This is a genomic window from Pseudoxanthomonas suwonensis J47 (assembly GCF_000513955.1).
In the GTDB taxonomy this organism is placed as follows: Bacteria; Pseudomonadota; Gammaproteobacteria; order Xanthomonadales; family Xanthomonadaceae; genus Pseudoxanthomonas; species Pseudoxanthomonas suwonensis_C.
Map to the genome: position 1 here is coordinate 1 of NZ_AZUZ01000013.1, position 12,363 is coordinate 12,363.

Below are 12,363 nucleotides of genomic sequence, written 5' to 3' on the forward strand. Positions count from 1 at the left end.
GGCTTGCCGGCGTCCTTGAGCAGGTACATGCCCTTGATGATGCCGGTCTCCGCACCCGCCGGCATTTCCGGATGGGTGTAGTTCTCGTTCATCAGGGTGACGTAGTAGTACTCGTCGATCTGGTCTTCCAGCATGGCCTTCATGCCGTGCTGCATGATCACCGTGACCTCGTAGCCGAAGGTCGGGTCGTAGCTGCGCACGTTCGGGATGGCGCCGGCCAGCAGGTGGCTGTGGCCGTCCTCGTGCTGCAGGCCTTCGCCGTTGAGCGTGGTGCGGCCGGCGGTGCCGCCGAGCAGGAAGCCGCGGGTACGCATGTCCGCCGCCTGCCAGGCGATGTCGCCCACGCGCTGGAAGCCGAACATCGAGTAGTAGATGTAGAACGGCAGCATCGGCACGTCGGACACCGAGTAGCTGGTGCCCGCCGCCATCCACGACGCGATCGCACCCGGCTCGCTGATGCCCTGCTGCAGCACCTGGCCGGCCTGGTCCTCGCGGTAGTACATCAGCTGGTCGGAGTCGACCGGCTTGTACTTCTGGCCGAACGGGGCGTAGATGCCGATCTGGCGGAACAGGCCTTCCATGCCGAAGGTGCGCGCCTCGTCGGCGACGATCGGCACCAGGCGCGGGCCCACCTCCTTGTCGCGCAGGGCGATGTTCAGCGTCTGCACGAAGGCCATGGTGGTGGAGTAGCTGCGCTCGCCGCTGTCCTTGAGCAGGCGCTCGAACTTGTCCAGGCCGGGCACGGCGAAGGACTTGCTCGCCTTGCGGCGGCGCTGCGGCAGGTAGCCGCCGAGCGCGGCGCGGCGCTCCTTCAGGTACTGCACTTCCGGCGAATCCTCGCCGGGGTGGTAGAACGGCACCTGCTCGGCGTCGGCCAGCTGCTTGTCCGACAGCGGGATGTTGAAGCGGTCGCGGAACGCGCGCACCGCGTCGTCGTCCAGCTTCTTGGTCTGGTGGGTCGGGTTGAGCGACTCGCCGGCCGAACCCATGCCGTAGCCCTTGACCGTCTTGGCCAGGATCACGGTGGGCATGCCCTTGGTGTTCACCGCGGCGTGGTAGGCGGCGTACACCTTGTGCGGGTCATGGCCGCCGCGGTTCAGGCGCCAGATGTCCTCGTCCGACAGCGAGGCGACCATCGCGGCGGTCTCCGGGTACTTGCCGAAGAAGTGCTCGCGCGTGTACGCGCCGCCGAAGGCCTTGCAGTTCTGGTACTCGCCGTCGACGGTTTCCATCATCAGCTTGCGCAGCACGCCGTTGGTGTCGCGCGCCAGGAGCGGATCCCAGTACGAGCCCCACAGCAGCTTGATGACGTTCCAGCCGCCGCCGCGGAACACGCCTTCCAGTTCCTGGATGATCTTGCCGTTGCCGCGCACCGGGCCGTCCAGGCGCTGCAGGTTGCAGTTGACCACGAACACCAGGTTGTCCAGGCCTTCGCGGCCGGCCAGCGCGATCGCGCCCAGGCTCTCCGGCTCGTCGGTCTCGCCGTCGCCAAGGAAGCACCAGACCTTGCGGTCGGACGGCTCGATCAGGCCGCGGTGCTCCAGGTACTTCATGAACTGCGCCTGGTAGATCGCCGCGAGCGGACCCAGGCCCATCGACACGGTCGGGGTCTGCCAGTAGTCCGGCATCAGCCACGGGTGCGGGTACGACGAGATGCCGCGGCCGTCCACTTCCATGCGGAAGTTGTCCAGCTGGTTCTCGGAGATGCGGCCTTCCAGGAACGAGCGGGCGTAGATGCCCGGGGCGCTGTGGCCCTGGATGTACAGCAGGTCGCCCGGATGGTGGTCCGACGGCGCGCGCCAGAAGTGGTTGAAGCCGACGTCGTACAGGGTCGCCGCCGAGGCGAAGGAGGCGATGTGGCCGCCCAGGTCGCCCGGCTTGCGGTTGGCGCGCACGACCATCGCCATCGCGTTCCAGCGGATGATCGAGCGGATGCGCCACTCCAGGTCCGCGTTACCGGGGCTCTTGGCCTCCATGTGCGGCGGGATGGTGTTGACGTACTCGGTGGTCGGGGAGAAGGGGAGGAACGCGCCGGAACGGCGGGTCAGCTCGACCAGGTCCTCCAGCAACAGGTGCGCGCGCTCCGGTCCGTCGCGGTCGATGACCGCCTTGAGCGACTCGATCCACTCCTGGGTCTCCGCCGGATCCGGATCGTTCTGCAACACCTCGTTCAGCCAGTTCATATCACTCCGATGCCGCGCGTGGGGGGCCGCGGCGCTATGCGTTCTTGTGGACCACCGAGTTTAGCGCAAGGAACCGGCTCCGCCGCGTCGCTACGGGGGCGTATGTGCCTGTGAATCCAATGGTTTCGTGCGCAATCGGGCACATGTCCCGGACATTCCCGGGACACTGCGCCGATGCCGCAGTGCAGCATCCGGAATGGTCCAAAGCGTTCCATTTGTAGGCCGGAAGTCACGGTGACTTCCGGCGGCCGCTTTCCTTCATCCCGACCACAGGCAGTCGTGGCGTTGGCGGCGGGTACCTACGGTGCCGCGTCTGGCCGCACCGGGGAGTGGCCAGTCCACCCAACCGAATGGAAATTGCGCAATGACCAAAGGTCCCACCGGCGGAAGAGTCCGCCTGACCGCGCTGAGCCTGGCCCTGGCGGCCTGCATCAGCGGCGGCGCCCACGCCCAGTCGAACACGACCGGCACGATCTCCGGCCAGGCCGGATCGGGCGACACCATCACCGCCATCAGCGACGTCACCGGCTTCCAGCGCTCGATCACCGCTGGCGCCGACGGCAGCTTCCGCTTCTCGTCCCTGCCCGCCGGCCGCTACCGCATCACCCGCACCGGGCCGGACGGCACCGCCACCACCCGCGAGGTCGTGGTGAACACCGGCACCGGCAGCAGCGTGTCGTTCGCCGACGCCGCCACCTCCATCCTGGACGCCGTGCAGGTGCGCGGCATGGCGGCGGTGAACCCGATCGACCTGTCGTCGGTGGAATCGACCACGATCTTCACCGAGGCGCAGCTGGACGCGGCAACGGCCGCCACCGCGACTTCATCACCGACGGTTTCGACTACCGCGCCCGCGCCTGGTTCGGGCGCACGCGCGCGGCCGGGCGCGGCTGGTGGTCCGATCCCTACCTCAACCAGACCGCCGGCCGCGTCTGGATGACCACCTACAACGCGGCGAGCGACGCACTAACGCACCCCCAGGGCCATTCCATAGAACGCCATGGACAGCACGGCGAACGCGTTGCTGCACAAATGGAGCATCCAGGTCGCGAAGAAGGCCCTCTGTGCGCCTTCCCTCCGTGCCAGGGCATACATGATCGACAGGGTGATGCCCCCTGTCAGGCCGTACACGAGTCCGTTGAACGCGCCGTTCATGAGGAGATGCAGCGCGAAGAACACGAGTCCTGACAGCGAGACTCCCACATAGAGCGCCACGCGGGATCCCCTTCCAAGCTTCAGTGCGAGCTCCGTCAATGCAGAATGGATGATTGCCGTCTCCATGAACGGCATCACCAGGAGCATCGGGAGCAGGAAGCGTGTGCCCAGGAACTTGTCCAGGTTGACCGGCGCCTGCAGAAGGCCTTGGAACAGCAGTCCCAGGACCAGGATCGCCGGATACTCGAGCACCAGGATGATGGGCAGGTACTTCATGCAGTGCTTCCCCTCTTCCTTGCTCTCTTGGCAAGGGCGCGGTCAGGCCGCGCCCTTGCAGTCGATCACTCGAAGCTCCCCATCAGAAGCCGACGCCTACCTGTATGCCATGCAGCGCAAGATGATCGAGGGCGACAGCGACGATTGATCGCTGCGCGGGGCGGGATCTCTAGCCGAGGATGACCTTGGCGAAGTACGCGTACGACGCCGCCAACAGGGCATTCGATGCCAGGTGCAGCATCCAGGTGTAGGCGAAGGCTGCCTTCATTCCGTCCGGGCGCTTGAGCGCGTACATGCTCGCATAGACCAATCCACCCACCGCGCCGTAGGCGATGCCGTTGAAGGCACCATTCAAGCGGTAGTGGAGGAAGAAGAACAGGAGGGCCGATGCCAGGGCTCCCGCCCACAGGCCAGCGGTGTTCCTGTACTTCCCGGACATCCACCGGATCACTTCGATCACGCCAAGCTGCAGCACGAGCGTCTCGAGGAATGGCAGGACGAGCAGCATTGCGACCTGCCGCCGGGTATCGAGGAATCGCTCAGGGCTGGCTACCCCGGGGTACATGTCCGCGATGGCGTACCCGACAGCGATCGAGCCAACGTACTTCGCAAGCAGCAGCCAAGAGAATTGCTTCATCGCATGCTCCCCAGATGGGCGTGACCACATTGGGTCACGCCCAGGCGAAGATCACGGCAGGGATTCGGCAACCCGCTCGATGACGTGGGAAACGAACTGCACGATCCCCTCGTAGGTCTCGATGAGTGCATCACCGAGCTCCTTCGTATCCGACTTGACCTCCACGCCCCCGACGGGGGTTTCCACCTTCACCGTCGCTTCGCCACCAGTGCCGCCGGCGACCCACGCAAGTTCGTTGACAGTCAGATTACGCATGACATCCACTCCTTGGTTGTGTGCGTAGCGGGCCACCCTGGCCCGCACGGCCGGCTCCTGCCGGCCGTCTACGTATCGCATATCGGGCCTCGCCCATGGCAGGCCGGAATCCCCGAATCATTTGTCAGAGAAATCTGCTCCTGGTCAAGCGGGCGCTCCAGCCCGACGCCGCCGGATGGCGACTTCAAAGCAGTTCGACGCGTCTCATCCGCACTCGTACACCCCGCTCCGGTCCAGCGCATCCTGCTGTGGCCAAGACCAGGTCAAACATCGAGCTCCCCTCGGCGACAGCCTTCTGCCATGCCTCGCGGCCCATGGCGCGATCGAGGATGAGGCCGGCTTCCACCCCGGCCACGAACAGCTCGAACCCTTCGTTCCCGCCGTTGAAGAGCCTGGACCTGAAGTTCCGGTAGGAAGCGGTGTCGCTTCCGAACGTGGTCTGCTGCGCATAGAACTCGGCAGGCCACTCCCAGAACATCTTGTAGTCGAGGTAACGCCGCCCGTCGTCCGCGAGGGCACGATAGGCGTCGACCAGGGCCGGACATGACAGTTCGCCACCCGAATCGAGGGCGGCCAACAGCGCATCCACCTCGGCAAAGAGGGGCTGGAACGCTGAGCTGCCGGCGAAGCGTTCGACCAGGGACGGTTCGATCTCCAGGAATTCCAGCGGGATCTTCGACCCGTACATCTGCGCGGCTACGTGGAATGCCTCGTGGCGCGCCAGGAAGGCCTCCGCCAGCTGCGGATCGCTGGTTCCGGCGGAAAGGTCTATCAGCACCACGAGCTGCTTGCAGTACTCGCCCATCCGGAACGAGTGTTGCCCGCCGGATGGACTTGCCGCCGGCAAGTCTCCGCAACCGGTGCGATACATCCCGGCCACCGGCTGGACTACCTCGACCCGGTGCGATTCGCCAGGCCACTCGATCCGCTGCACCTGCGTCCAGGCCGCAGGATCGATCGCGATCGACAGGGCCTGTGCAGCCGCCATCACCAGGTTCCACCCCATTTGTCCCACCTGCTGCAGGAACGGCGCACCGCAGTTTGCGGTGCGCCGGGAAAATCAGCCACCGCCGCCGGACGCCGCGCGCAGGTCGCCGCAGGTGGTCTCGATCGTGACGGTCTGGGTCGTGGTGGCTTCGCCACCGAGGCCCACGACCTTGCCGGAAACGTTCGCTTCGATGCTGATCTCGAACGTGACCTTGGTGCTGTCCGGCAGGCCCTGGCACTGCTCCACCGCGGCCTGTCGGGCCGCGGAGCCGCTATTGCTGGTTCCGCCGCTCCCGTTGCCGCCTGCAACGAGCCTGAGTTCCCTGACTTCGAGCGAGCGCATGATCTCCTCCTTGAGTATGCGATGGGGGTGGGCCCTGCGGGCCCGCCATCAGGCTGGCACCGCATGACCCACCCCCGCAATGGCAGATCCACGCGCTCGCGTGTAGTCCTTTTCTGACCCTTACGGCTTGCGCCCCTCTTCCAGCGCCTGGCGGATCTGGGCATCCACCGCGGCGATGGCGGTCATGTTGAGGATGCGGCGCGGGGTGGCCGAGGTGGTGAGGATGTGCACCGACTTGCTCACGCCCATCAGGATCGGGCCGATCGCCACGCCGTCGGTGAACACGCGCACCAGGTTGTAGGCGATGTTCGCCGCTTCCAGGTTCGGCATCACGAACAGGTTGGCGCGGCCCTTGAGGGTGTTGTTGGGCATGATCTTGCTGCGCAGGATCTCGTCCCACGCCGTGTCGCCCTGCATCTCGCCGTCCACGTTCAGGCGCGGGCTGCGCTTGCGCAGCAGCTCGCGCACCTGGCGCATCTTCTGCGCGTCCTTGGACTCGTGGCTGCCGAAGTTGGAGTGCGACAGCAGTGCCACGTTCGGCTCGATCCCGAACAGCCTCATCCGGTAGGCCGCCTGCAGGGTCGCCTCGGCGATCTGTTCGGCCGTCGGGTCTTCCTGCACGTGGGTGTCCACGAAGAAGAACACGCCCTGGTTGTTGATGACGCCGGTCATCGCCGAGGTCGACTGCACCCGCGGTTCCAGCGGGATGACGCTGCGCACATAGCCCAGCTTCTTGTGGAACCGGCCGACGATACCGGTCAGCAGCGCATCGGCCTCGCCGCGGGCCACCATCACCGCGCCGATCAGGGTCGGGCGCGAACGCATCAGGTTCTTGGCCGCCGCCACGGTCACGCCACGGCGCTCGGTCAGGGCGTGGTAGTGCTGCCAGTAGTCGTTGAAGCGCGGGTCGTCGTCCTGGTTGGTGATCTCGAAGTCCACCCCGGCCTGCATGCGCAGGCCCAGGCGCTTGATCCGGGTCTCGATCACCTCCGGACGGCCGATCAGGATCGGGAAGGCCAGGCCCTCGTCGACCACCGTCTGCACCGCCCGCAGCACCACTTCTTCCTCGCCCTCGGCGTAGGCCACGCGCTTGCGGTCGGCGCGGGCGCGGTCGTAGACCGGCTTCATCAGCAGGCTGGTGCGGTACACGAACTGGCCCAGCTTCTCGCGGTAGGCGTCCATGTCCTCGATCGGGCGGGTGGCGATGCCCGAGTCCATCGCCGCCTGGGCCACGGCGCTGGACAGCTCCACCAGCAGGCGCGGATCGAACGGGCGCGGGATCAGGTACTCCGGGCCGAAGCTGGGCACGTCGTCGCCATAGGCGCTGCCCAGGTCCGAGGCCTCCTTGCGGGCCAGGGCGGCGATGGCGTGCACGCAGGCCACCTTCATCGCCTCGTTGATCCCGGTGGCGCCCACGTCCAGCGCGCCGCGGAACAGGTAGGGGAAGCACAGGGCGTTGTTGACCTGGTTCGGGTAGTCCGACCGGCCCGTGGCGATGATCGCGTCCGGGCGCACCCGCCGCGCGTCCTCCGGCAGGATCTCCGGGTACGGGTTGGCCAGGGCCAGGATGATCGGGTGGGGGGCCATGCTGGCCACCATCTCCGGCTTGAGGATGCCGCCGGCCGACAGGCCCAGGAAGATGTCCGCCCCGGCGACGATCTCCTCCAGGGTGCGGGCGTCGGTATCGCGGGCGTAGCGGCGCTTGTCCGGGTCCAGGTCGGTGCGGCCGCTGTGGATCACCCCGCCGCGGTCGAAGGCGGTGATGTTCTCCGGCTTCAGGCCCAGCGAGACCAGCATGTCCACGCAGGAGACGCCGGCGGCGCCCATGCCGGTGGTGGCCAGCTTCACGTCCTCGATCTTCTTGCCGACCACGTGCAGGGCGTTGACCACCGCCGCGCCGACGATGATCGCCGTGCCGTGCTGGTCGTCGTGGAACACCGGGATGTTCATCCGCTCGCGCAGCTTGCGCTCGACGATGAAGCACTCCGGCGCCTTGATGTCCTCCAGGTTGATGCCGCCGAAGGTCGGCTCCAGCGAGGCGATGATGTCGACCAGCTTGTCCGGGTCGTTCTCGTCGATCTCGATGTCGAACACGTCGATGCCGGCGAACTTCTTGAACAGCACGCCCTTGCCTTCCATCACCGGCTTGCCGGCCAGCGGGCCGATGTTGCCCAGGCCCAGCACCGCGGTGCCGTTGGACACCACCGCCACCAGGTTGCCGCGCGCGGTCAGCTCGCTGGCCTGCTGCGGGTCCTCCACGATCGCCTCGCAGGCGTAGGCCACGCCCGGCGAGTAGGCCAGCGCCAGGTCGCGCTGGGTCAGCATCGGCTTGGTCGGCGAGACCTTGATCTTGCCCGGGCGCGGATGGCGGTGGTAGTCGAGGGCGGCCTGCTTGAAATCTTCTTGTTCGGACATCGTGCTCGATTCGGGTGGCGCTGCCGCGCGGGAATGGGACCGATTCTAACCGTCGGCGCGGTGCTCCGGCCCTCCCCGGGGCGGGGGCGCCGGGATCGGCAGGTCGCGGCGCTTGTGCCGGCAACCGCGGCCACGGCGGTGGTCGCGGCACGAAACGCGGGCCGGCGCGGTGTTACCGCTCACTCCGCGACCCGCCTCGCGGGGGCGGGTCGCAGCGCGCCCAAGGCCGTGGCGCGCGGGCAGGAGCGCCGCCGGGTAGGCGATACTCGCGGTTTCCCTGCCCGTGGAAGTCCCTGGATGATCGAACTGGATGCGGTCCAGACCGTGGCCCTCGGCGGCCTGGCCCTGTTCGCCGGCTATGCGCTGACCCGCGCGATCCCGATCCTGCGCCGTTACAACCTGCCCGAACCGGTGCTCGGCGGCCTGCTGTTCGCCCTGGCCGCCTGGTGGGGCCACGCCCGCGGCACGCCGCTGTACCAGCTCGACACCTCGCTGCAGTCGCCGCTGATGATCGCCTTCTTCACCGCGATCGGCGTCAACGCCAGCCTGGCGCTGCTGCGCATCAGCGGCCGCCAGGTGGCGGTGTTCCTGGTCCTGGCCAGCGGCTTCGCGGTGGTGCAGAACCTGCTGGGCATCGCCGTGGCCCGCATGTTCGACCTGCATCCGATGTTCGGCGTGCTCGCCGGCTCGGCCACCCTCACCGGCGGCCCGGCCACCGGTCTGGCCTTCGCGCCGATGTTCGAGGCCGCCGGCCTCAAGGGCGCCGAGTCGATCGCGATCACCGCGGCGATGGCAGGCATCGTCTGCGGCGGCGTGGTCGGCGGCCCGGTGGTCACCGTGCTGCTGCGCCGCTTCAAGATCTCCAACCACAACATCGGCCTGCACGTGCCCACGCCGGTGGCCGACGAGGTCAGCGGCAAGCTCGTGCACGAGGAAACCGACGCGGCGCGCGAGTTCAATGCGCTCAAATGCATCGTGTTGCTGCTGCTGGCGATCTGGGCCGGCAGCTGGCTGGGTCGGGGTTTCCAGGCGCTGGGCCTGACCCTGCCGGCCTACATCGGCGCGATGCTGGTGGGCGCGGCGCTGCGCAACATCGACGACGCCACCGGCTGGCTGCGCCTGCCGGTGCACACCATCGAGCTGATCGGCAACGTCTGCCTGGCGCTGTTCCTGGCGGTGGCGCTGATGAACCTCAAGCTGTGGGAGCTGGCCGGCATGGGCCTGCCGCTGCTGGTCAACCTGGGCCTGCAGGTGGCCCTGGTGGCGCTGTTCGTGGTGCCGGTGTTCTGGCTGATGGGCCGCGACTACGACGCAGCGGTGATGGGCGGCGGCTTCATCGGCTTCATGCTCGGCACCACCGCCAACGCCATGGCGGTGATGCGCACCCTGGTGCAGCGCTACGGCATCGCCCCGCGCGCATTCCTGGTGGCGCCGCTGGTCGGCGCGTTCTTCATCGACTTCAGCAACGCGCTGATCATCACCGGCTTCGTCAACTTCTGGCCGCACTGACGCAGCCCGCCCTTCGTCCAACCCTCCAGCAGCAACGCAGCACGGATGAACCAGTCCAACGCCCCGGGGCAGCCCCGTACCCTCGTCATCGGCGCCGGCGTGGTCGGCCTGGCGACCGCCTACGCCCTCGCCCGCCGCGGCGAAGCGGTACACGTAATCGACCGCCACGCGGGCCCGGCGATGGGCACGTCCTTCGCCAACGGCGCACAGCTCAGCTACGCCTATACCGATGCGATGGCCGGGCCGGGCACCTGGAAGCAGCTGCCGGGCCTGCTCGGCGGCCGCGACCGCTGCTTCCGCGCGCGCAACAGCCTGGACCTGCATTACCTGCGTTGGGGCCTGGCTTTCCTGCGCAACGCGAATACCGGCCGCCTGCAGCGCAACACCCTGGACATCCTGCAGCTGGCGATGGAATCGCGCGCGGCGATGCAGGCGCTGTTGGAACGCACGCCGATCGAGTTCAACCGCCGCGTCGCCGGCAAGCTGCACGTCTACTTCAGCGCCGCCTCGCTGCCGGCCGCGCGCGACATGATCGCGATCAAGCGCACCCAGGGCGTGCGCCAGGAGCTGCTGGATCCGGACGCGGCGATCCGCGTGGAGCCGGCGCTGGCCGGTGCCCGCGGCATGGTCGCGGTGGTGCATTCGCCGGAGGAGGAGGTCGGCGACCCGTGGCGTTTCGGCGTCGGCCTGCTCGCGGTGCTTCGCCGCGAACATGGGGTGCAGGCCACGTTCGGCTTCGACCTGCGGCGCCTGCAGCGCGACGGCGCCGGCTGGCGCGTGCATGCCGCCGACGGCAGCAGCCTGCATGCGGACCGCGTGGTGGTCTGCGCCGGCATCGACAGCGTCGGCCTGCTGCGCCAGGTCGGCATCCGCGTGCCGGTGATGGCGGTGAAGGGCTATTCCTTCACCGCGCCGCTGGGCGCGAACCCGCCGTCGGCGAGCATCACCGACACTTCGCGCAAGCTGGTGTTCGCCCGCCTCGGCGACCGCATCCGCGTCGCCGGCCTGGCCGAGGTCAACGAGTGGGATCCCACGCCCGTCGCCGGGCGCGTCGCTGATCTGGTGACCCTGGCCCGGGATTCGCTGCCCGAAGCGGCCGACTACGACGCCATCGAGAGCCGTTGGGCCGGCCTGCGCCCGGTGACGCCGCATTCGGCGCCGATCATCCGCGAGGCCGCGCCGGGCCTGCTGCTCAACATCGGCCACGGCATGCTCGGCTGGACCCTGGCGATGGGCAGCGGCGAACGCATCGCCGCACTACTCGGGAAGCGCTGAGCTAGTCCGGCTTCGCGCCGGCCTCGTCCATGTGCGGCGGCCGGCGGCCGAGCAGGCCTTCGTCGATCCGGTCCATGCGGATGCGGTTGGCGAACAGCGAGAAGGCGAGCATGCCGGCCAGGCCGCTGGCGCGTTCGACCCACGGCGGCAGCCAGCGCGGCGGCGACAGCGTGCCGTCGGCGAACAGCGGTTCGAAGCGGACCACGTCGGCCAGGGTCATCTTGCCGGCGAACAGCCAGCGGCACAGGCGCAGGCGATCGCGCTGCAGCGCGCGGCGGAAGAAGGTGTGCACGCCGATCAGGCCGCGCAGGTACACCGTGTCCTTGGTGAAGGCGCAGCCTCCGGTGAGCGGCACGCCGCGGAACACCCGCTGCGCCGAGGCGAAGCTTTCCGCCTCGTTCTGCCCGGCGTCGAGGAAGTAGCGGAACACCTGCAGGAAATCGGCGCCTTCCAGCGCCATCGCCACCGCCTCGATGCGCAGGCTGATCCGCTTCATCCGTTCGATGTCGATGCTGCCGGTGATCTGCTCGGCGAAGGTCGCCAGGCCTTCCTGGGTGGCGGTGACCCGCGGCGAGGCCAGCGCCAGGCTGGGCAGCCGGCCCTGGGTGCGGCCGTTGAGCGCGGTCAGCGAATGCACCAGCGCCTCGTGGTGGAACAGCTGGCGGCGGTCGTAGTCGCTGAAGGCGGCACCGGCGCGCAGGCGGATGCGGGTGGCGCCGGCAGCGGCCTTGGCGATCAGCTCCGGATCCAGCTCCACGCTGATCACGCGGCTGCCGAAGAACTCGTCGAGGTCGCCCTGCAGCTGCAGCGCCAGCGCGGTGGCCGAGACCGGCACCTGTTCCTCCGGCGCGAGCAGCTCGTGGTCCAGTTCGCCGGCGATCTGGATGAAGTGGCCGGCGGCCTCGCGCGTGGTCGGGCCTTCGCCCGGCAGCGCCTGGTCGGGGCGACCGAACAGCGCCATCGATTCGATGCAGGCCTGCGGCGTGCCCAGCGCCTCGAGCAGGCGCGCGGCGCTTTCCCAGCTGGCGGCCGATTCGCGCAGGTACTGGCCAAGCGGTTCGTCCGGATCGGCGGCCGCGGCGATCGCCTGCAGCTCGGCGCGCTCGTCGGCGAAATCCAGCTTCGGATACACCACGTCCGGCAGCCGCGCATTGCCCTGGCGCCAGGCTTCGAGGAAACCGGCCTGCACCGGCGCCGGCCAGCTGGCCAGGCCGAGCAGGCGGATGCCGCGCACCGCGCGGACCAGGCGGGCGTCCAGCTCGGCATGGCGGGCGATGACGTCGGGACGTGGCATGCGGCGTCCGGCGGTGGCGATGCGGCGAGTGTAG

At 68.4% G+C, this 12,363-nt stretch carries 11 protein-coding genes; 3 read left to right on the plus strand and 8 right to left on the minus strand.

All coding sequences use genetic code 11. From position 1 onward, the window contains the following. On the minus strand, positions 1-2,183 hold a 2,183-nt coding region (aceE, locus tag M503_RS0104930; RefSeq protein ID WP_037060537.1), incomplete at its 3' end, for a pyruvate dehydrogenase (acetyl-transferring), homodimeric type. 364 nt (positions 2,184-2,547) lie between these two features. Between aceE and M503_RS0104935 the strand changes: the two genes are divergently transcribed. Beyond that, positions 2,548-3,123: a carboxypeptidase-like regulatory domain-containing protein gene (locus M503_RS0104935; RefSeq protein ID WP_028919317.1), complete on the plus strand. Its 576-nt coding sequence runs from the start codon at positions 2,548-2,550 to the stop codon at positions 3,121-3,123. A 26-nt stretch (positions 3,124-3,149) separates the two neighbouring features. On the opposite strand, the gene M503_RS0104940 is transcribed toward M503_RS0104935, so the two are convergent. The 6 genes from M503_RS0104940 to M503_RS0104970 all read right to left on the minus strand — a co-directional run bounded on the left by M503_RS0104940 (position 3,150) and on the right by M503_RS0104970 (position 8,251). Next, complete coding sequence (locus tag M503_RS0104940) at positions 3,150-3,614, minus strand: hypothetical protein (RefSeq protein WP_028919316.1); 465 nt, start codon at positions 3,612-3,614, stop codon at positions 3,150-3,152. A 169-nt stretch (positions 3,615-3,783) separates the two neighbouring features. Beyond that, the gene (locus M503_RS0104950; protein ID WP_028919315.1) at positions 3,784-4,251 is read right to left on the minus strand and encodes a hypothetical protein; all 468 of its coding nucleotides are present in this window, start codon (positions 4,249-4,251) and stop codon (positions 3,784-3,786) included. Between the two features lie 51 nt (positions 4,252-4,302). Then, positions 4,303-4,506, minus strand: coding sequence for a hypothetical protein (locus M503_RS0104955; RefSeq protein ID WP_155951963.1), 204 nt, complete (start codon positions 4,504-4,506; stop codon positions 4,303-4,305). Positions 4,507-4,690: 184 nt separating this feature from the next. Then, positions 4,691-5,512: a hypothetical protein gene (locus tag M503_RS0104960; RefSeq protein ID WP_028919313.1), complete on the minus strand. Its 822-nt coding sequence runs from the start codon at positions 5,510-5,512 to the stop codon at positions 4,691-4,693. A 54-nt stretch (positions 5,513-5,566) separates the two neighbouring features. Then, positions 5,567-5,836: a hypothetical protein gene (locus tag M503_RS17295; RefSeq protein WP_155951964.1), complete on the minus strand. Its 270-nt coding sequence runs from the start codon at positions 5,834-5,836 to the stop codon at positions 5,567-5,569. A 120-nt stretch (positions 5,837-5,956) separates the two neighbouring features. Continuing rightward, positions 5,957-8,251, minus strand: coding sequence for an NADP-dependent malic enzyme (locus M503_RS0104970; RefSeq protein ID WP_028919312.1), 2,295 nt, complete (start codon positions 8,249-8,251; stop codon positions 5,957-5,959). A gap of 297 nt (positions 8,252-8,548) precedes the next feature. Here M503_RS0104970 and gltS point away from each other — a divergent pair, with 297 nt between their 5' ends. Next, positions 8,549-9,760, plus strand: coding sequence for a sodium/glutamate symporter (gltS, locus tag M503_RS0104975; RefSeq protein ID WP_028928128.1), 1,212 nt, complete (start codon positions 8,549-8,551; stop codon positions 9,758-9,760). Between the two features lie 45 nt (positions 9,761-9,805). After that, positions 9,806-11,035, plus strand: a complete 1,230-nt coding sequence (locus M503_RS0104980) for an FAD-dependent oxidoreductase (RefSeq protein ID WP_051414263.1) — start codon at positions 9,806-9,808, stop codon at positions 11,033-11,035. Between the two features lies 1 nt (position 11,036). On the opposite strand, the gene M503_RS15695 is transcribed toward M503_RS0104980, so the two are convergent. Further along, complete coding sequence (locus M503_RS15695; protein WP_051414265.1) at positions 11,037-12,329, minus strand: flavohemoglobin expression-modulating QEGLA motif protein; 1,293 nt, start codon at positions 12,327-12,329, stop codon at positions 11,037-11,039. Positions 12,330-12,363 lie beyond the last annotated feature (34 nt).